The organism is Rhodococcus sp. SGAir0479 (genome assembly GCF_005484805.1).
Lineage (GTDB): Bacteria > Actinomycetota > Actinomycetes > Mycobacteriales > Mycobacteriaceae > Prescottella.
In genome coordinates, this window is record NZ_CP039432.1 from 4061097 (window position 1) to 4080308 (window position 19212).

19 protein-coding genes and 1 pseudogene are annotated in these 19212 nt (G+C 68.5%); 10 read left to right on the forward strand and 10 right to left on the reverse strand.

Features of this window, described 5'->3' with window-relative positions; translation table 11 throughout:
• Positions 1-9: 9 nt before the first annotated feature.
• The 4 genes from E7742_RS18735 to E7742_RS18750 all read left to right on the forward strand — a co-directional run bounded on the left by E7742_RS18735 (position 10) and on the right by E7742_RS18750 (position 3564).
• Complete coding sequence (locus E7742_RS18735; protein ID WP_137800316.1) at positions 10-603, forward strand: TetR/AcrR family transcriptional regulator; 594 nt, start codon at positions 10-12, stop codon at positions 601-603.
• 236 nt (positions 604-839) lie between these two features.
• Positions 840-1829 (forward strand): thioredoxin-disulfide reductase, encoded by a 990-nt coding sequence (gene trxB / locus E7742_RS18740; protein WP_137800317.1) that lies wholly within the window; start codon positions 840-842, stop codon positions 1827-1829.
• Complete coding sequence (trxA, locus tag E7742_RS18745) at positions 1826-2203, forward strand: thioredoxin (RefSeq protein WP_137800318.1); 378 nt, start codon at positions 1826-1828, stop codon at positions 2201-2203. Before trxB ends, trxA begins: the two co-directional genes overlap by 4 nt.
• A 158-nt stretch (positions 2204-2361) precedes the next feature.
• Positions 2362-3564, forward strand: coding sequence for an N-acetylmuramoyl-L-alanine amidase (locus tag E7742_RS18750; protein ID WP_137800319.1), 1203 nt, complete (start codon positions 2362-2364; stop codon positions 3562-3564).
• Positions 3565-3624: 60 nt separating this feature from the next.
• Here the strand turns inward: E7742_RS18750 and E7742_RS18755 are convergent, their stop codons facing one another.
• The 4 genes from E7742_RS18755 to rsmG (E7742_RS18770) form a co-directional block, all read right to left on the reverse strand.
• Positions 3625-4317: a GNAT family N-acetyltransferase gene (locus E7742_RS18755; RefSeq protein ID WP_137800320.1), complete on the reverse strand. Its 693-nt coding sequence runs from the start codon at positions 4315-4317 to the stop codon at positions 3625-3627.
• A 237-nt stretch (positions 4318-4554) separates the two neighbouring features.
• Positions 4555-5664, reverse strand: a complete 1110-nt coding sequence (locus tag E7742_RS18760; protein WP_137800321.1) for a ParB/RepB/Spo0J family partition protein — start codon at positions 5662-5664, stop codon at positions 4555-4557.
• Position 5665: 1 nt separating this feature from the next.
• A complete protein-coding gene (locus tag E7742_RS18765; protein ID WP_137800322.1) occupies positions 5666-6673 on the reverse strand; it encodes a ParA family protein in 1008 nt (335 codons plus the stop codon).
• Positions 6674-6743: 70 nt separating this feature from the next.
• Complete coding sequence (gene rsmG / locus E7742_RS18770; protein WP_137800323.1) at positions 6744-7424, reverse strand: 16S rRNA (guanine(527)-N(7))-methyltransferase RsmG; 681 nt, start codon at positions 7422-7424, stop codon at positions 6744-6746.
• A gap of 520 nt (positions 7425-7944) precedes the next feature.
• Between rsmG (E7742_RS18770) and E7742_RS23895 the strand changes: the two are divergent.
• Positions 7945-8907 (forward strand): annotated as a pseudogene (locus E7742_RS23895) (esterase/lipase family protein).
• Positions 8908-8952: 45 nt separating this feature from the next.
• Here the strand turns inward: E7742_RS23895 and rsmG (E7742_RS18780) are convergent.
• The 6 genes from rsmG (E7742_RS18780) to rpmH all read right to left on the reverse strand — a co-directional run bounded on the left by rsmG (E7742_RS18780) (position 8953) and on the right by rpmH (position 12377).
• A complete protein-coding gene (gene rsmG / locus E7742_RS18780) occupies positions 8953-9639 on the reverse strand; it encodes a 16S rRNA (guanine(527)-N(7))-methyltransferase RsmG (RefSeq protein WP_137800324.1) in 687 nt (228 codons plus the stop codon).
• 100 nt (positions 9640-9739) lie between these two features.
• Entirely contained in the window at positions 9740-10309 is a 570-nt protein-coding gene (locus tag E7742_RS18785; RefSeq protein ID WP_137800325.1) for a Jag family protein, read from the reverse strand.
• A gap of 21 nt (positions 10310-10330) precedes the next feature.
• Positions 10331-11419, reverse strand: coding sequence for a membrane protein insertase YidC (yidC, locus tag E7742_RS18790; RefSeq protein ID WP_137800326.1), 1089 nt, complete (start codon positions 11417-11419; stop codon positions 10331-10333).
• Positions 11420-11494: 75 nt separating this feature from the next.
• A complete protein-coding gene (gene yidD / locus E7742_RS18795) occupies positions 11495-11833 on the reverse strand; it encodes a membrane protein insertion efficiency factor YidD (protein WP_137800327.1) in 339 nt (112 codons plus the stop codon).
• Positions 11830-12207, reverse strand: coding sequence for a ribonuclease P protein component (gene rnpA, locus E7742_RS18800; RefSeq protein WP_137800328.1), 378 nt, complete (start codon positions 12205-12207; stop codon positions 11830-11832). Before rnpA ends, yidD begins: the two co-directional genes overlap by 4 nt.
• Positions 12208-12233: 26 nt before the next feature.
• Positions 12234-12377, reverse strand: coding sequence for a 50S ribosomal protein L34 (gene rpmH / locus E7742_RS18805; protein WP_006550910.1), 144 nt, complete (start codon positions 12375-12377; stop codon positions 12234-12236).
• Between the two features lie 638 nt (positions 12378-13015).
• Between rpmH and dnaA the strand changes: the two genes are divergently transcribed.
• From dnaA to E7742_RS18830, 5 genes are all read left to right on the forward strand, one after another.
• Positions 13016-14623 carry a chromosomal replication initiator protein DnaA gene (dnaA, locus tag E7742_RS18810; RefSeq protein ID WP_137800329.1) on the forward strand — a complete coding sequence of 536 codons (1608 nt, stop codon included), beginning with the start codon at positions 13016-13018 and terminating at the stop codon, positions 14621-14623.
• 550 nt (positions 14624-15173) lie between these two features.
• Positions 15174-16358: a DNA polymerase III subunit beta gene (gene dnaN / locus E7742_RS18815; RefSeq protein WP_137800330.1), complete on the forward strand. Its 1185-nt coding sequence runs from the start codon at positions 15174-15176 to the stop codon at positions 16356-16358.
• A 60-nt stretch (positions 16359-16418) separates the two neighbouring features.
• Complete coding sequence (gene gnd, locus E7742_RS18820; RefSeq protein ID WP_137800331.1) at positions 16419-17369, forward strand: phosphogluconate dehydrogenase (NAD(+)-dependent, decarboxylating); 951 nt, start codon at positions 16419-16421, stop codon at positions 17367-17369.
• Complete coding sequence (recF, locus tag E7742_RS18825) at positions 17369-18595, forward strand: DNA replication/repair protein RecF (protein WP_137800332.1); 1227 nt, start codon at positions 17369-17371, stop codon at positions 18593-18595. Before gnd ends, recF begins: the two co-directional genes overlap by 1 nt.
• Entirely contained in the window at positions 18592-19158 is a 567-nt protein-coding gene (locus E7742_RS18830) for a DUF721 family protein (RefSeq protein ID WP_137800333.1), read from the forward strand. The genes recF and E7742_RS18830 overlap by 4 nt, the downstream gene beginning before the upstream one ends.
• The last annotated feature ends 54 nt before the right edge of the window (positions 19159-19212 follow it).

Here is a 19212-nt window from a genome sequence, read left to right on the forward strand (position 1 = left end):
GGAGGGCACGTGCCGCGGATCAATGCGCCGACGGTCGGTGAGCACCGCGCCGCGCAGCAGCGCGCCCTTCTCGACGCTGCCCGCGAGGTGCTCGCCGAGGGCGCCACCGACATCCCGTCGTTCGGGGAGGTCGCCGCCCGGGCCGGGCTGGCCCGCTCGAGCATGTACCAGTACTTCAAGTCCCGTCAGCACCTGCTCGACGCCCTGATCGAGGACGCGTTCCCGCGCTGGTCCACGCGGGTCGCCGCGGCCATGGCCGACGCGGACAGCCCCGAGCAGCGGGTGCTGGCCTACATCGACGCGAACCTCACGCTGGTCGCGGAGGGGGAGCACGCCATCGCGACCGCCCTCGCGCAGATCGCGCCCGGACCCGAGCTCGACGCCAAGAGCCGCGCGATGCACGAAGACCTGTACACCCCGCTGTCGGACGCCCTGCGCGAGCTGGGGGTGCGGGACGTGGCGGCGATGTCGGAACTCGTCAACGCCGTCCTGCACGCGGCCAGCCGGCAGGTCGAGCGCGGCGAAGACCTCGAGTCGGTGCGCCGGAACGCGGCCGATCTCGTCGGGCCCTTCGTGACCGAACTCGCCGCCCGTCGCGGTTGACCGGCGCGCCCGAGGTGCCGACCGCGCGGGCGCGAATGAGGTGGCGCACATCGGATGTTCCACGTGAAACGTCAGACAGTGCCCGCCCCGTGCGGCACCCGCGTCCCGGGAACAACACCCACTAATCTGTTGTTGACCTGACCGACTCCGTGAGCCGCGCCGTCACCGGCGACATCGCGTGAGCAACGGTGAAACGAACGCTCGCAGGACAGCACCACAGGACAGGAAAGGCCCGCATGACTACTCCGACCACGGTCCGTGACCTCATCATCGTCGGCTCGGGACCGGCCGGTTACACCGCCGGTGTGTACGCCGCTCGCGCGGAACTCGAGCCCCTCCTGTTCGAGGGCACCCAGTTCGGCGGCTCGCTGATGACCACCACCGAGGTCGAGAACTTCCCGGGCTTCCGGGAGGGCATCATGGGCCCGGACCTGATGGACGAGATGCGCGAGCAGGCCAAGCGTTTCGGTGCCGACATCCGCACCGAGGACGTCGAGGAGATCGAGCTCGACGGCCCGGTCAAGAAGGTCGTCGCGAACGGTGAGACCTACTACGCCCGCGCCGTCATCCTGGCGATGGGTGCCGCGGCCCGCTACCTCGGCGTCCCCGGCGAGGAGAAGCTCCTCGGCCGCGGCGTGAGCGCGTGTGCGACCTGTGACGGCTTCTTCTTCCGCGACCAGGACATCGTCGTGGTCGGCGGTGGCGACTCCGCGATGGAGGAGGCCACCTTCCTGACCAAGTTCGCGCGCAGCGTCACGATCGTGCACCGCCGCGAGGAGTTCCGCGCCTCCCGCATCATGCTCGAGCGCGCCAAGGCGAACGAGAAGATCCGCTTCGTCACCAACGCCGCGCCGGTCGAGGTGCTGGGCGAGAACAGCGTCACCGGTCTGGTCGTGCGCGACACCGTCACCGGCGAGCAGTCCACGCTCGACGTCACCGGCATGTTCGTCGCGATCGGCCACGATCCGCGCAGCGAACTCGTCAAGGGCCAGGTGGAGGTCGACGCCGCCGGCTACGTGAAGGTGCAGTCGCCGACCACCTCGACGTCCGCCGAGGGCGTCTTCGCCGCCGGCGACCTCGTCGACCACACCTACCGCCAGGCGATCACCGCGGCCGGCACCGGCTGTTCCGCGGCGATCGACGCCGAGCGCTGGCTGGCCGACCAGGGTGACATCACCGACAACACCCTGGCCGCGGCGGGCGAACCCGTCGCCGTCGACGCCTGACCCGCTCCACCGAAACCCGAACCCGACGGACAAGATCCCAGGAGGATCACGTGGCGAACACGATCACCATCAACGACGACTCGTTCAAGCAGGAGGTTCTCGACTCCGACAAGCCCGTGCTCGTCGACTTCTGGGCCACGTGGTGCGGCCCGTGCAAGATGGTCGCCCCGGTGCTCGACGAGATCGCAGGTGAGCACGCGGACAAGCTCACCGTCGCCAAGCTGGACATCGACCAGAACCCGGGCGCCGCGCGCGATTTCCAGGTCATGTCGATCCCGACGATGATCCTCTTCCAGGGCGGCAAGGCCGTGAAGACGATCGTCGGCGCCAAGGGCAAGGCCGCTCTTCTCCAGGACCTCGCCGACGTCCTCTGACCCCGGCGCGCTCCGTTCGGCCCGGTAAACCCGGATTTCCGGCCACAGTGTGGCGCGGCTGCCACAACAGCCTCGTCACACTGTGGCCTACTGGATTGCCGACCCTCCGGAGCCGTCTGAGAGAATCGATCGACGTCCGCAACGAAAGGCCCGCGAGCATGCAGCTACTCCGTCACGGCGATCACGGCCCCGCCGTCGCCGAGATTCGGGGTACTTTGACCGGCCTGGGCTTCCTCCACAACGGGGCAGCCGACACCCACCGCGAGACCGTGAACGGCTCGCACTGGGTCTCACCCGATGCCGTCTTCGACCACCACCTCGACTCCGCGGTCCGCGCCTTCCAGCAGCAGCGTGGGCTGCTCGTCGACGGCATCGTCGGCCCGGCGACCTACCGCTCCCTCAAGGAGGCGTCGTACCGCCTCGGCGCCCGGACGCTGATCTACCAGCTGTCCGCGCCGCTGTACGGCGACGACGTCGCCCATCTGCAGACCCGGCTGCAGGACCTCGGCTTCTACATCGGCCGCGTCGACGGCTACTTCGGTCCCAAGACGCACGAGGCGCTGAGTTCGTTCCAGCGCGAGATCGGCATCGCCGCCGACGGCATCTGCGGCCCGGCGACCCTGCGGTCGCTCGAGCTGCTCGGGACCCGGGTCTCGGGCGGCTCCCCGCACGCCATCAGCGAGGAGGAGCTGGTCCGGCGGTCCGGCCCGCAGCTGAGCGGCAAGCGGATCGTGATCGACCCGGGACTCGGCGGTGCCGACACCGGCCGGATCGTGCAGACCCCCGGGGGACCGGTGAGCGAGGCCGAGATCCTGTGGGACCTCGCGAGCCGGCTCGAGGGTCGCATGGCGGCGACGGGTATGGAGACGTTCCTGTCGCGTCCGCAGCACGCCAACCCCACCGAGGCCGAACGCGCCGAGACGGCCAACGGGTTCGACGCCGACATGATGATCGCGCTGCGCTGCGACGCTCACGCCAGCCCGGCTGCCAGCGGTGTCGCCAGCTTCCACTTCGGGAACTCGCACGGTTCCACGTCGATGATCGGCCAGATCCTCACGGGGTTCATCCAGCGCGAGGTAGTTGCGCGAACTCCCTTGCGGGACTGCAGGACTCACGGACGCACGTGGGATCTGTTGCGCCTCACCAAGATGCCGACGGTTCAGGTCGACATCGGTTATCTCACAAACGATTCCGACGTCGCGGTGCTCACCGATCCCCGTCAGCGTGACGTCATCGCCGAGGCCATTCTCATCGCGGTCAAGCGCCTGTACCTGCTGGGTCAGGACGACGCACCCACCGGCACGTTCACGTTCGCGGAACTGCTGGCCGAGGAACTCGCGGACGCCGACCGCGCCCGGTAGGGACAGCGTCGCCCCGCAGGGCCCACCGACCGCAGCAGCGGACGGGCCCCGTAACGGGCCCTAGCAGGCTCCCACAGGGCTTCGTTGGCCCAGATCGAGCACGGACAGCGACGCGGCCTCCAGCAGCCGATCCAGGGCCGCCTCGACGTCCGCCTTCCACAGGTGGTCGCGGTCGAGTTCGAGCCGCAGTCGCGGGAACCGGTGATGGGGGGCCACCACCTCGAATCCGACGTCCTCGAGGAAGTCGGCGCTGATCATGCATTCCTGGGGGGAGCATTCCCGGGCCGCGGTCGCGGACGGGACGTCGCTGGGCGTCTCGTCGCCGCGGATCCCGAACGCCTCGAGCGCCCGGACACCACGACGGACGAGATCCCCGACCGCGGCCTGGATCAACGTCGACCCGAGACCGTGCTCGTCGCCGATGGGCTCGAGGCGCATCGTGGTCAGCAGTACGGCGTCGGCGCTGACGGGGGAGGTGGGGAACAGGTCGGCCCGCGGCACCATGCTCGGCGGTGCGTACAGCGCACAGCCGGCCGGCTTGTCGTCGACCAGTGCGACCTGACCACACGAGCCCCACTGGAGCATGACCATCGACAGCCATGCTTCCTTCTCGAACTCGGGATCGTAGAAGTTGCCGCCCTCGCGTGCCGCGCGGACTGCCGCAGGATCGATCTCCCAGAAGACACATCGCCGGGCGTGCGAGGAGAGCTTGTCGAGACCGTCCAGGGCGAGGGACGTGACGCTAGTCGACACCGTGAACGCCAGCCTCCATGCCCCCAGCCTCCAGACAACTCGGGGGAGATCTCACCCGCCGCGACGGAACTATCCCCTTCAGAATAGGGGATAGTTCCGTCGTCGGCGCGTCGGCGACACCCGCCCCGTTCGGCCCGCCGGCGGTTCGAGATCGCCGCAGCCCCCTGGGGATGCCGACGGGCCACCGGGGGACGTAACGTCACGGTGACGAATCGTAGCCGGATCGTCGCTGAGCGATCAGGCCTCGGCCTGCTGCTCCATCATCTTCACGATGCGCTCGAGGTCGTCGACCGAACCGAACTCCACGACGATCTTGCCCTTGCGCTTGCCCAGGCTCACCGTCACGCGGGTGTCGAACGAATTCGACAGCCGCTCGGCAACGTCCTGGAGACCGGGCATCTGGATCGGCCTGCGCTTCGCCGGTGGGGTAGGGGAGGGGCCCTCGCGGTTGGCGAGCATGACGGCCTCCTCGGTGGCGCGCACCGACATGCCCTCGGCGACGATGCGGGCCGCCAGGACCTCCTGCGCGTCGGCGCCGGCCTCGAGCGACAGCAGTGCCCGCGCGTGCCCGGCCGACAACACCCCCGCGGCCACCCGACGCTGCACGGGGATGGGCAGCTTGAGCAGACGGATCATGTTGGTCACGACCGGACGCGAGCGGCCGATCCGAGCCGCCAGCTCCTCGTGGGTGACCTCGAACTCCTCGAGCAGCTGCTGGTACGCGGCGGCCTCTTCGAGCGGGTTGAGCTGCACCCGGTGGATGTTCTCCAGCAGGGCGTCCCGCAGCATCGACTCGTCGGTCGTCTCACGGACGATCGCCGGAATCGTGTCGAGCCCGGCGATCTGGCTGGCCCGCCAGCGTCGCTCGCCCATGACGAGTTGGTACTGCTCGGGTCCGACGCGGCGGACCACGATCGGCTGCATCAATCCGAACTCGCGGATGGAGTGCACCAGCTCGCTCAGCGCCTCCTCGTCGAACACCGAGCGCGGCTGCTTCGGGTTCGGCTCGATGAGGTCCGGCGGGATCTCGTGGTAGACCGCGCCGGTGGGGGAGAGGGGTTCCTCGTCGGTGCGGACGGGCGGCGCAGGCGTCGGTGCGCTCACCACGACGTCGTCGGTGTCCTTCGCGGCCTTGCTCGGTGCCGGCTTGGCGGCGGCCTTGGTCGCCTTCTTGGCGGGCTTCGGCTTGGCCTCCGGTGCGGTGTCGGCGGCGACGCCCGCCGCCGCGGACGATCCGATGACGACGTCCGCGGCCGCGTTCCCCAGCCCCGGTCCGCCGTTGGCGGGCCCCGTGGGGATCAGCGCTGCGAGCCCGCGTCCGAGCCCGCCCTTGCGTGTCTGCGCCATCTCACTGCTCCTGCGTCGTGGTGGTCATCCCGCGGGCCGCGAGCTCACGGCCGGCGTCGAGATAGCTCATCGCGCCTCGGGATCCGGGGTCGTAGTCGAGAACGGTCATGCCGTAGCCGGGAGCCTCGGACACCTTGACCGAGCGGGGGATGACGGCACGCAGGACGGCATCGCCGAAATGCTTGCGCACTTCCTCGGCAACCTGATCGGCGAGCTTGGTGCGTGCGTCGTACATCGTGAGCAGAACCGTGGAGACGTGCAGATCCGGGTTGAGGTGCGCCTGCACCAGCTCGATGTTGCGCAGCAGCTGTCCGACGCCCTCGAGCGCGTAGTACTCGCACTGGATCGGAATCAGCACCTCCTTGGCCGCCACCATCGCGTTGACCGTCAGCAGCCCCAGCGACGGGGGGCAGTCGATGAGGATGAAGTCGACGTCGATGCCCTCCAACGCCTTCTCCGACAGCGCGTTCTTGAGCCGGTTCTCGCGGGCGACCATCGACACCAGTTCGATCTCGGCACCGGCCAGGTCGATCGTTGCGGGAATGCAGTAGAGCCGGTCGTTGTGGGGGCTCTGCTGGATCGACTCCTTGGCGGTGACCTCGCCGAGGAGGAGTTCGTAGCTCGACGGTGTCCCGGACGTGTGCGGGATCCCGAGCGCGGTACTCGCGTTGCCCTGAGGATCCAGATCGACCACGAGGACCGTGAGCCCCTGAATCGCGAGCGCGGACGCGAGGTTCACCGTCGACGTCGTCTTGCCCACGCCACCCTTCTGATTGGCGATCGTGAAGACGCGCCGCTGGGTCGGCCTCGGCAGTGCGACCGATCCCGGATGCAGCACCTGACTCGCGCGCTGCGCCGCCGCGCCGATCGGGGTGTCCGCGAGTGTGATTCCTTCGTAGGGGGAGTGGGCAAAGTCTTGATCTCGACTGCCGTCGGTCGAGTCCGGCGGGGTCGCGGTTTCACGTGAAACCGTTTCCCGTGAAACGGCGGATTCAGCTCCAGCCGACATCTACTGCTCCTTCACTTGAAGACCACTCATGACGCAATTCTCAACCCTCGAGCCGTCGAAACCCGGTAACTCAGCGATGCCGGCGGCCGTGTTGAGCCATTCGCTCGGCACTCACCACAACCGTCGGAACCGGCAACGTCTCCGTGCCGCACTCGACCACCTCGAGTTTGCCAGCTCCCAGTCGCGCCAACGCAGCACGGTCCCGGGAAATCTCGTCCGCCGCACTCGAACCCTTCAGTGCCAGCATCCGACCACCGACGCGCACCAACGGCAACGACCACCGGGCCAACTTCTCCAGCGGCGCCACCGCACGCGACGTGACCACGTCGGCGCCGCCCGCCTCCTTGACGACGCCGCCGTCCTCGGCGCGGCCGCGGACGACCGTCACGTTGTCGAGGCCGAGGGAGTCGACGATCTCTTGCAGATACACCGACCGGCGAAGCAGCGGCTCCACCAACGTCACCCGCACATCCGGCCGCGCGATCGCCAGGGGCACACCCGGCAGACCGGCGCCCGAGCCGACGTCCACCACGGACTCGTGCGCCCCCACCAACTCTCCGAGGACTCCACAGTTGAGTACGTGCCGCACCCACAACCGCGGCACCTCGCGCGGGCCGATCAAGCCGCGCACCACGCCGTCCGACGCCAAGGATGCGTGATACGCCTCCGCCAACGCCTTGCGTTCACCGAACACCCGTGCCACCGCACCGGCGACATCCCATTGCTCATCAACCAGTTCCACGTGAAACATCCTCCCGAACCCACCACCACACGACAAACTCGGGCACGGCGTTTCCGCGCGAAGCGCGGGTGGGGGAGGGGAGGATCCGTAGCCTCGCCCGCCACCCGGACGGTGCCGGTCTCTCGTTTCACGTGAAACCGCCCTCCCTCCCACGCAGCTCGCGCAACCGGGCCCGCAGCGCTGTGCGACTCCTGCCGGCAATGATTCACGTGAAACCAGCGACGCGTATCGGCGCGGCGCGGGCCGATCGGCACGCCGGCGGGCCCCGGCCGGCTCCGGGGACGTGTCCGCCCCACCCTCACGGACGTCCGGAACGGCCGATCGCCAATCGCGCTGTCACAGTGACGAAATGACCGGGTGTCACGGGGTGGGCATACGACAACCTCACACCTTCGTGGGCGCCGCGGATCGGTAATATGCTCTCCTGCAACAACTTTCGTTTCGACGTCGACGGGTCCTCCGAACCGACCCCGCGGACGAGGCCGTCCCGTAGCGTTTCGGTCAACCGGAGACCATCCCGGGGGCACACATGACGGCAACCGCTCCGAAACCGTCGCGGTGGCGGATCGCGATCACCGCAGCACTCGTTCTCGTCGCATCTGTCGGCGCCGTCGGCCTCTCGCCGGCCACGGCGAGTGCCCGGGAACCGTACCCCGTGCCGTACGACCTCTTCGTGCAGGACGAGTTCACCAACCCCGGCGGGTCCGCGGCCGGCTCCAACGACTGGTCGTGCAAGCCGACTCCGGAGCATCCCAATCCCGTGGTGCTCGTACACAGCACCGGAGCCGATCGACTGAACATGTGGACCACCTTCGCCGCACTGCTCGCGAACGAGGGTATGTGTCTTCGCGCTCACCTACGGCAACCACGCCGATCAGCCCTATCCGATCAGCGCCAGCGGAGGCATGGCGCGCGCGGAGGACAGCGCGGCCCAGATCGGCGACTTCGTGGAGGAGGTGCGCGCGGCGACCGGCGCGGCGCGTGTGGACATTCTGGGAATCTCGCAAGGATCGATCGTGCCCAACTATTTCGTCAAGTATCTCGGCGGCGCAGCCCAGGTCGACAAGTACGTCTCACTCGGTCCGGCCTGGAACGGCAGTGCACTCACCGGACCGGACGGTGGCGCAACGCTTCTCGGTCTCGGCACCCACGACGCCCGTGGCGTGCTGCCGTTCTGCCAGGCGTGCCCCAGTTCCTGCCCGCATCGCAGTTCATCGCCGGACTGCACGCCAGCGGCCTGTATGCGCAGGAAGTCACCTACACCAACATCATAACCCGCTACGACGAAGGGATCGTGCCGTACACCAGCGGGTACGTGGAGGGCCACAACGCGACCGACATCGTGGTTCAGGACGCGTGTCCGCAGGACTTCTCGGACCATCTCGCGCTCGCCGCATCCCAGGTCGCGGCCGGCCACGTCCTCGATGCGCTCGACCCGGCACATCCCCGGCCGGTGCCGGGTGTCCCGGTCCGGCCGTTCGTCGGCGGCTGACATCGGTCCGGGTGGATCCCGGTGGCGGGGGAGGGGAGGGGCGTCTCAGCGCCGCTGACCGCGGTGCCGGTGGTGCGCAACCCTTTCGGCGGACACCACCGCGGTGGGTACCGGCAGGACAGCCGCACCGCACTCGACGACCTCGAGCCGGCCGGCACCCAGCCGTGTCAGTGCCGCACGATCACGCGCGATCTCCTCGGCCGCGCTCGAACCCTTCAACGCCAGCATTCGACCGCCGACGCGCACCAACGGCAACGACCACCTGGCCAGCTTCTCGAGCGGCGCCACCGCTCGCGAGGTGACGACGTCGGCGCCGCCGACTTCCTTGACGACTCCCGCCTGCTCCGCCCGCCCCCGCACGACGGTGACATTGGTCAGTCCCACCGACTCCACGAACTCCTGCAGGTACACCGACCGGCGCAACAGTGGTTCCACCAGCGTCACTCGCACATCCGGCCGCGCGATCGCCAACGGCACACCGGGCAGCCCCGCTCCCGAACCCACGTCCACGACGGTCTCACCGACGCCGACCAGTTCGCCCAACACCGCACAGTTGAGGACGTGCCGCGTCCACAGTCGCGGCACCTCCCGCGGGCCGATCAGCCCCCGCGCCACGCCGTCCGACGCCAACGAGGCGTGGTACGCCTCCGCCACGGGCGTCCGTTCGCCGAACACCCGCGCCACCGCACCGACAACGTCCCACTGCTCATCAACCGGTTCCACGTGAAACATCCTTCCCAACCGGGCATCTCGTAACAAGAGAAAGGGCCGCGGATCCCGGCTGTGGAAGCTGGAATCCGCGGCCCTCGCGGTGTCCGGACGGATCGGTGCGTCAGTCCTTGATCACGACGACGCGGCGGTTGGGCTCGGCGCCCTCGCTCTCGCTGGAGACGCCGGCAACCTTCGCGACCGCGTCGTGAACGATCTTGCGTTCGAACGGCGTCATCGGCGTCAACTCCTCGCGTTCGCCCGAGGCCAGGACGCGCTCGGCTGCCGCGTTGCCGAGGGCGGAGAGTTCGCTGCGACGGCCCGCGCGCCACCCTGCGACATCGAGCATCAGGCGGCTGCGCACGCCCGTCGACTGCTGGACCGCGAGGCGGGTCAGCTCCTGCAGCGCGTCGAGCACCTCACCCTTACGGCCGACCAGCTTCGACAGGTCGTTGCCGCCGTCGATGCTCACGACCGCACGATCACCCTCGACGTCGAGGTCGATGTCGCCGTCGAAGTCCAGGACGTCGAGCAGCTGCTCGAGGTAGTCACCGGCGATCTCGCCTTCCTCGACCAGATCGTCCTCGGTGTCGGTGTCGGTGCCGGTATCGGTATCCGCATTCCGAGTCTCGAGTGCCACGTCCGTGTTCTCTCTGTCCTCACCCTCCCGGGCGATGTCCTGCTCACTGGTCATCGTCGTTCTCTCTTCTCGAGGTCAGCGTCGCTTGCGCTTGTTGCTCTTGGGACGGTTCGCGGCCGGCCGCGGTTTCGGCTTGGGCCGCGGGGCGGGCGAGCCTGCGTCCTTGCTGCCGCCGCCGTCGTCACCGTCCGTCGACGCTGCGTCCTCGACTTCCGCGTCCACGACGGGGGCGGGCTGGGCAGACGTCTTCTTCTTGTCGGCCTTGGGCCGGGCACCGGGCTTGGGGGCGTTGTCCGCACGCCGCTCGATGACGGCCTGCTTCTTGGCCGCTTCCTCGGCATCGATCCGGCGGAAGACGATGTGCTGCTGCGCGTAGGTCCAGATGTTGTTCGAGACCCAGTACAGCAGGATCGCGATCATCAGGAAGGGGCCACCGACGAGCACGCCGAGCGGGAACACCCACAGCGCCAGCTTGTTCATGATCGCGGACTGCGGGTTCGCGGCGGCCGCGGCACTCTGGCGGGCCACCGAGGCACGCGAGTTGAAGTGCGTCGCGACCGAGGCGACGATCATCAGCGGGACTGCGACCAGCGCGATGTTCAGCGTGGACGGCACGCCGCCGAACGGCTCGAAGGACTGCAGCACACTCTCCGGCGACGTGATCGCGGCGGAGATCGGCGCACCGAACAGTCGGGCGCTCAGGAAGGACTGGACGTCTTCCGGGCTGAAGGCGTAGTTACCGATCGAGGCGTTCTGCTCCGCCGTCAGGCCCAGCTGACCCATGCCCGTGCCGGTGCGGTTGAACGACCGCAGGACGTGGAACAGACCGATGAACACCGGCGCCTGGAGCAGCACCGGAAGGCAGCCCATGAGCGGGTTGAAGCCGTGCTCCTTCTGGAGCTTCTGCATCTCCAGCGCCATGCGCTGGCGGTCCTTGGAATACTTCTTCTGCAGTGCCTTGATCTGCGGCTGCAGTTCCTGCATCTGCCGCGTCGTACGCACCTGCTTCACGAACGGCTTGTAGAGGATGGCACGCAGCGTGAAGACGAGGAACATGACGGCCAGCGCCCACGCGAAGCCGTTGTCCGGTCCGAGCACGGCGCCGAACACCTTGTGCCAGACCCACAGGATCCAGGACACCGGATAGTAAATGAAGTCGAGCACGGCTCTAAGTACTCCTCTGTTCGTCCACGTTCACCACACCGTGGTGTTGGGCAAGATCTGGGCGAGCGGTGCGCGTCATTCCCGGCTCACGCTGTGGATGTGCCGGCCCCGACGTTCCGGGACCGGATCCCATCCTCCAGAGTGCCAGGGCGCGCACTTCACGAGTCGCACCACGGTGAGCGCCGACCCCTTGACCGCACCGTGGGTGCGCAGTGCCTCGACCGCGTACTCGCTGCACGTCGGCGTGAACCGGCACGTGGGGAGGCGGAGTGGAGACACATAGGTTCGGTACAGCTCGATGAGGAAGATCAGGACGCGCGCGGGGAGGCGTCGCAGCGTCGTCCACAGGTGTGCCACGAACGACGAAGAGCGCGGACCACTGTCGGTCCGCGCCTCATCGGGTTCGCTGCTCATGCCGGCTTACCTTCGTCAGCCAACAGACCCATCCGTCGCAGGATCGATCGCAGCTGTTTGTCGAGTTCCCGGGAACTTGCGGTCGCCGATCCCGGCAACGCGCGAATCACCACGTCGGTGTCGACGGGAACGGTGTCGACCAAACCGGCGCAGATATGACGAAACCGGCGAGCGACTCGATGTCGAATCACTGCCGGCCCGACTGCCTTGCTGACGACGAGCCCGAAACGCGGACCGCCGATGCTCACCAGGGTGTCGGTCGAGCCACGCTCCAGAGCGTGGACGACCAGATCCCGTCTACCCATACGTCGTCCGCCACGCACCGTCGCGGAGAAATCCGCGCGGCGACGCAGGCGATACGGCTCAGGTAACACCCCGAGCTCCCGAAATCAGTGGGAGATCAGGCGGTGAGGGAAGCGCGGCCCTTACGGCGACGCGCCGAAACGATTGCACGACCCGCACGGGTACGCATACGAAGACGGAAGCCGTGAACGCGCGCGCGGCGGCGATTGTTCGGCTGGAACGTCCGCTTGCCCTTGGCCACGGTCAACACTCCTCGAAGTTCGGTGACGCCGGTCGGCGTCGGTCTGTCTTGGATGGAAATTCGTGATCACACGACGGCACCGGGGCGCAGACCTCCGGCCAGCACGCATCCTCCACCATCGGGTGACTGTTCGAGGGTACTGACAGGCTCGAGAGAGGTCAAACCGGCCCCGGCCGTGATCGGATCCTCGCGAATCGCTGTGGACGAACCGTGCGGTTGTTACCTTTCCTGCATGGCACAGCCCACGTCCCCGCACGGCACCCTCCACGCCCTCGAGGTGCGCGTCGCGCCACGACGGACGCCAGGCGCGCGCCGGTGACGTCCGATCCGATGCTCGAGAACGCGGGCCTGTAAGACAGCTAACACCCACTGCCCCGAACCGCGTTCCCGCAGGTAGCATCGATCACTTCGCCCACCACGGCATTCCACCAGGTGAGAGCCTCGAGAACGCGTCGCCGTGCCGATTCCTCGCCGGCGAACCCCCGACTCGAGCGTTGTCCACATCTGTGGATAATTGTGTGGAAACACAGATCGGGTGGCATATTCGTTGCCCGGCACGGGGTCCAGCCTCACCGGGGGAGCTCGCTCGACAGACAACCACGGCGACGGGTCGGACAGGCCCTGGGAGGACACGAACTGTGAACGACGATCCGAACGCCTTGGCGAGTGTCTGGCGCGACGTCGTTGCAGAACTGACCTCCGACGTCGACGGCGGTAGCTCCCTGACCAAGGCCCAGAAGGCTTGGCTCGCGCTGGTCAAACCGCTCACGTACGCCCAGGGCTTCGCGTTGCTCTCGGTCCCGTCCCCGCTCGCGCAGGAAGCGATCGAGCGGGATCTGCGCGAACCGATCCTGCGCGCTCTCAACCTGCACCTCGGTCAGAGGGTCGAGGGGCTCGGCGTGCGTATCGCCGCTCCCGAGGACGTCGCCGACCAGGACGAGCCGCCCGTCGTCGACAGCTCCGACGGGGTGGCGCGGGACGCCGAACGTGTCGGTGCCTATGCCGATTCCGCGTACACCGACACCGGTTACACCGACGGCACCGGCCCGATGCGCCGCCGGCACCTGGCGATGGGCGTCGGCGAACCGGCGTCCCCCGAGTCGGCCGACCACGAGGAGGTCGACGACGATCGGGAGGCGCTGGCCAGCGTCCACGAATCGTGGCCGTCCTACTTCACCAAGCCGCCGGCCGGCCCCTCCACCGGATCGACTGGTGGCAACAGCCTCAACGCGAAGTACACCTTCGACACCTTCGTCATCGGGGCCTCCAACCGCTTCGCGCACGCCGCGGCCGTCGCCATCGCCGAAGCGCCCGCCCGCGCCTACAACCCGCTGTTCATCTGGGGTGCGTCCGGCCTCGGCAAGACGCACCTGCTGCACGCGGCCGGGCACTACGCGCAGCGTCTGTTCCCGGGGATGCGGGTCAAGTACGTCTCCACCGAGGAGTTCACGAACGACTTCATCAACAGTCTTCGTGACGACCGCAAGGTGGCGTTCAAGCGCCGCTACCGCGAGACCGACATCCTGCTCGTCGACGACATCCAGTTCATCGAGGGCAAGGAGGGCATCCAGGAGGAGTTCTTCCACACCTTCAACACCCTCCACAACGCCAACAAGCAGATCGTGGTCTCGTCGGACCGGCCACCCAAGCAGCTCGCGACGCTCGAGGAGCGGCTGCGCACCCGGTTCGAGTGGGGCCTGATCACCGACGTCCAGCCGCCCGAACTCGAGACCCGGATCGCGATCCTGTCGAAGAAGGCCCGGATGGACCGACTGGACGTTCCGCACGACGTCCTCGAGTTGATCGCCAGCCGCATCGAACGCAACATTCGTGAGCTCGAGGGTGCCCTCATCCGCGTCACGGCGTTCGCGTCGCTCAACCGTCAGGCCCTCGACCTCAAGCTGGCCGAGGTGGTCCTGCGCGACCTCATGCCGGATTCGGCGGCTCTCGAGATCAACGCGGCCACGATCATGGCCGTGACCGCGGAGTACTTCAACACGTCGATCGACGACCTGTGCGGCCCCGGTAAGGCCCGTCCGCTCGCGCAGGCCCGCCAGATCGCGATGTACCTGTGCCGTGAGCTCACCGACCTGTCCCTGCCCAAGATCGGTCAGACGTTCGGCAGGGACCACACCACGGTCATGTACGCGGACAAGAAGATCCGCAAGGAGATGACCGAGCGCCGCAAGGTGTACGACCAGGTCCAGGAGCTCACCGCCCGCATCAAGCAGCGGTCCAAGAGCTAGGCGCGCCGGTCCCTCGAGACGCGCGGCGGACACTCCCGTCACCGACATCCGCACGGATTCCGCCGTGCGGATGTCGTGTTTCCGGGGTGACTCGAGACACGAACTCCAAAGAATTCACATCTGTGGATAGGTATGTGTATAAGGTGTAATCACTGTGGACAACGGTGGAACAACTTCGACGTGTCTCGAGGTGTCCACAACCGCGGCGGATTCGTCCTCGAGTACGTCCTCGAGAAGTCCCCATGCCTCGAGTAGGCGGGACCAGCAGCTTCGGGCCTCCATCCACAGATTCCACAGTGCCTATTACTGTGATTGAAGTCTTCTCGAGAGAAGTTCTTTGAAAACAGGTCCTGTGAACACCCGGCCGGGATCGGCCTGTTCACAGCCCGCCTCGAGGTGTCTCGAGGCGCCGGCGCCCGCTTTCCAACACGGCGTCCCAACGCATACGGTGTCCCGTGGCCGCTGTGTCAGACTGCTAGCGCAGCCCTGTCCCGCCTCGTGCGCAGCTGCCGCCGACACGTCCGTGCCTACCGAGAGGAACACCCGAGCGATGGAGCTTGGAAGTATGAAGTTTCGCGTTGCTCGGGAGGACTTCGCCGACTCCGTCGCCTGGGTCGCGCGCAGCCTGCCGTCTCGGCCGCCCGTCCCCGTCCTCGGCGGTGTGCTGCTGGGTGCCGACGAGCAGGGTCTGACGGTCTCCGGCTTCGACTACGAGGTCTCGGCTCAGGTCCGGGTCTCGGCGGAGGTCACCACGACCGGCCAGGTCCTGGTCTCCGGCAAGCTCCTCGCCGACATCACCCGGTCCCTGCCCAACAAGCCCGTCGACGTGACCGTGGACGGCACCCGCGTGCTCATCGCGTGCGGCAGCGCCAAGTTCTCGCTGCCGACGATGCCCGTCGAGGACTACCCGCAGCTGCCGACGCTGCCGCAGCAGACCGGCTCGCTGCCCGTGGATCTGTTCTCCGAGGCCATCAGCCAGGTCGCCGTCGCCGCCGGCAAGGACGACACGCTGCCGATGCTCACCGGCATCCGCGTCGAGATCGAGGGCACCAACGTCGTGCTCGCGGCCACCGACCGGTTCCGCCTCGCGGTCCGTCAGCTCGAGTGGATGCCCACCGCCGGTGAGGTCTCCGCGGCCGTGCTGGTTCCGGCCCGCACGCTCTCCGAGTCCGCGAAAACGCTGGGCGGCAACACACTTTCGCCGGTCGAACTGGCGCTGGGCGCGGGCGCGTCGGTGGGCACCGAGGGCATGCTCGGCATCGTCGCCGACGGTCGTCGCACCACCACCCGCCTGCTCGACGCCGAGTTCCCCAAGTTCCGCCAGCTGCTGCCGGCCGAGCACACCGCGATGGCGACCGTTGCGGTGGCACCGCTGGTCGAGGCCATCAAGCGTGTCGCGCTGGTCGCCGAGCGGGGCGCGCAGGTGCGTCTCGAGTTCAACGCGGACGGGCTGCTGCTGTCCGCCGGCGGTGACGACGCCGGCCGGGCCGAGGAGTCGCTCGAGGCCGACTTCCAGGGCGAGCCGCTGACCATCGCGTTCAACCCGGGTTACCTGATCGACGGGCTGTCGTCGCTGCACTCGGAGCGGGTCTCGTTCGGTTTCACCACGCCCAGCCGTCCTGCCGTGCTGCGTCCGGCCGGTGAGGACGAGCCCGAGCGCAGCGAGTCGGGCACGTTCCCGGCCCCGCAGAGCGAGTACACCTACCTGCTGATGCCGGTCCGTCTGCCCGGCTGATCGGGGCGCCGGCGGGCGCGGCCCCAGCACGAAACACCACTAGTGGAGGGACATCTGACGATGCAGCTCGGACTGGTCGGACTCGGCAAGATGGGGTACAACATGCGCGCCCGGCTGCGGGAGCGCGGCCACGAGGTCGTCGGTTACGACCCGCGCCCGGAGGTGAGCGACGTCGGCTCGCTCGCGGACCTGGCGGCGGCGTTGACCGCGCCGCGGGTGGTGTGGGTGATGGTGCCTGCCGGGGAGATCTGCCGCGCCACCATCGCGGAGCTGGCGTCCGTGCTGGGGCCCGGTGACCTCGTGATCGACGGTGGCAACTCGCGGTACACCGACGACCGCGGGAACGCCGAACTGCTCGGCGACCGCGGCATCGGATTTGTCGATTGCGGTGTCTCCGGAGGGATCTGGGGTCTGCAGGAGGGCTACGGGCTGATGGTCGGTGGCGCGGACGCCGACGTGGCCCGGGCGATGCCGATCTTCGACGCCCTGCGTCCCGACGGCGACCGCGGCGACGGCTTCGTCCATGCCGGCCCGGTCGGTGCCGGTCACTACGCCAAGATGGTGCACAACGGCGTCGAATACGGGCTGATGCAGGCGTACGCCGAGGGGTACGAACTGCTCGAGGCGGAGGACCTGATCACCGACGTACACGGCGTACTGCGGGCCTGGACACACGGCACCGTCGTGCGGTCGTGGCTGCTCGAGTTGCTGGTGAAGGCGCTCGCCGAGGATCCGGGGTTCGCCGAGATCTCCGGGTACACAGAGGATTCCGGTGAAGGACGCTGGACCGTGCAGGAGGCGATCGAGCACGCGGTACCGGCACCGGTCATTTCCGCCGCGCTGTTCGCCCGGTTCGCGTCGCGGCAGGCGGACTCGCCCGCGATGAAGGCCGTGTCGGCGCTGCGGAATCAGTTCGGCGGGCACGCCGTCCGGCAGGCCGGACAGTCCGATGCCGTCCGGCAGGCCGGACAGTCCGATGCCGTCCGGCAGGCCGGACAGTCGGAAACGTAGTGTTCGTTCGCAAGTTCTCGCTCCGGGATTTCCGGTCGTGGGATGCCGTCACGGTCGATCTGGCCCCGGGGTGCACGGTGTTCGTCGGCCGCAACGGGCACGGCAAGACCAACCTCCTCGAGGCCCTGGGGTACCTGTCGACGCTGTCGTCGCACCGCGTGTCGACCGACGCGCCGCTGATCCGGGCGGGCGCCACCCAGGCGTACGCGGGCGCGCTCGTGGTCAACCACGGTCGTGAACTCGGCATCGACATCGAGATCAACGACGGAAAGGCCAACCGCGCCAGGATCAACCAGTCACCCTCCCGGCGGGCCCGCGAGATCGTCGGCGTCCTGCAGACGGTGCTGTTCGCGCCCGAGGACCTCTCGCTCGTCCGCGGTGACCCGGGGGACCGGCGGCGGTTCCTCGACGAGCTGCTCACCTCCCGCCGGCCCCGGATGGCGGCGGTCCGGGCCGACTACGACAAGGTGCTCCGGCAGCGGTCGGCGCTGCTCAAGACCGCCGGCGGAGCGTTGCGTCGCGGCGGCCGGTCGTCGGACGGCGCGAGTGCCCTGGCAACACTGGATGTCTGGGACGGGCACCTGGCGGCGCACGGTGCCCAATTGTTGCAGGCCCGGCTGCGCCTGGTGCACGACCTCGCCCCGCACCTGGTGGCGTCGTACCGGTCGCTGGCGCCGGAGTCGCGGCCCGCATCGGTGCGCTACCGCAGCAGCCTCGGTTCGTCGCTGCCACACGAAATGGCTGACCCGACAAGGGAACCCGAGTCGGACGACCTCGAGCTGCTGGAGGCGAGCTTTCTGCACGAGCTGTCGGTGGCGCGTCAGCGGGAGATCGAGCGCGGCGTGTGCCTGGTGGGCCCGCACCGCGACGACCTCGAGCTGATGCTCGGCGACCAGCCCGCGAAAGGCTTTGCCAGCCATGGGGAATCATGGTCCTTCGCGTTGTCGATGCGGCTCGGTGCATTCTTCCTGCTGCGTGCGGACGGGAGCGACCCGGTGCTCATGCTCGACGACGTCTTCGCCGAGCTCGACCGCAAGCGCCGGACCGCGCTGGCCGGCGTCGCGGCCGAGGCCGAGCAGGTTCTCATCACTGCGGCCGTGCCGGAGGACGTGCCCGACGAGTTGTCCGCGACCCGCTTCGGAGTGGCCGCGGCCGACACCGAACGCGGCCGGATCTCGCAGATCACCACGCTGGACGGTCCGGTCACCACGGGAGGAGAGCAATGAGCGACGAGCGGTCCGACGAGACCCGGGCGGACGGCCCGCAGCCGGAACTGAAGGGCATCGACCTCGCCCGCCGTGCCCTCGAGGAGGCCCGGGCGGCCGCGAAGGCGAAGGGCAAGGCGGTGGGTCAGGGGCGCTCGTCGCCGCGCGCCGGGGGCGTGCGCTCGCTCCGGTCGCGGCGTCGTTCGTGGTCCGGGTCGGGACCGGACGAGCGTGATCCGCAGCCGTTCGGTGCGCTCGTGGGCGCGGTGTCCAAGCAACGCGGCTGGTCGTCGCAGGTGTCCGAGGGCACCGTGCTGGGCCGGTGGGCGGACGTCGTCGGAGAGGACATCGCGTCCCACGCCGAGCCGACCGGGCTGCGCGATGGCGTGTTGAGCGTGTCGGCGGAGTCCACGGCGTGGGCGACGCAGCTGCGGATGATGCAGGCCCAGATCCTCGCGAAGATCGCGGCGGCGGTGGGACACGGCGTGGTGAAGTCGTTGCGGATCACCGGTCCCACCGCGCCGAGCTGGCGAAAGGGCGAACGGCACATCCCGGGCCGCGGCCCGCGGGACACCTACGGCTGACCCCTGGATTTACCTATTACTGCGTGTTACATTTACGGCTCGTCGTCGAGTGAA

What these genes read in the sequence shown, in the direction of transcription:
- E7742_RS18830 (WP_137800333.1), top strand. Translation starts at nt 18,592, where the DNA reads ATGAGCGACGAGCGGTCCGACGAGACCCGGGCGGACGGCCCGCAGCCG.
- yidD (WP_137800327.1), bottom strand. Translation starts at nt 11,833, where the DNA reads ATGAGCAGCGAACCCGATGAGGCGCGGACCGACAGTGGTCCGCGCTCT.
- E7742_RS18750 (WP_137800319.1), top strand. Translation starts at nt 2,362, where the DNA reads ATGCAGCTACTCCGTCACGGCGATCACGGCCCCGCCGTCGCCGAGATT.
- E7742_RS18760 (WP_137800321.1), bottom strand. Translation starts at nt 5,664, where the DNA reads ATGGCGCAGACACGCAAGGGCGGGCTCGGACGCGGGCTCGCAGCGCTG.
- E7742_RS18785 (WP_137800325.1), bottom strand. Translation starts at nt 10,309, where the DNA reads ATGACCAGTGAGCAGGACATCGCCCGGGAGGGTGAGGACAGAGAGAAC.
- dnaN (WP_137800330.1), top strand. Translation starts at nt 15,174, where the DNA reads ATGGAGCTTGGAAGTATGAAGTTTCGCGTTGCTCGGGAGGACTTCGCC.
- rsmG (WP_137800323.1), bottom strand. Translation starts at nt 7,424, where the DNA reads ATGTTTCACGTGGAACTGGTTGATGAGCAATGGGATGTCGCCGGTGCG.
- trxB (WP_137800317.1), top strand. Translation starts at nt 840, where the DNA reads ATGACTACTCCGACCACGGTCCGTGACCTCATCATCGTCGGCTCGGGA.
- gnd (WP_137800331.1), top strand. Translation starts at nt 16,419, where the DNA reads ATGCAGCTCGGACTGGTCGGACTCGGCAAGATGGGGTACAACATGCGC.
- E7742_RS18765 (WP_137800322.1), bottom strand. Translation starts at nt 6,673, where the DNA reads ATGTCGGCTGGAGCTGAATCCGCCGTTTCACGGGAAACGGTTTCACGT.
- rsmG (WP_137800324.1), bottom strand. Translation starts at nt 9,639, where the DNA reads ATGTTTCACGTGGAACCGGTTGATGAGCAGTGGGACGTTGTCGGTGCG.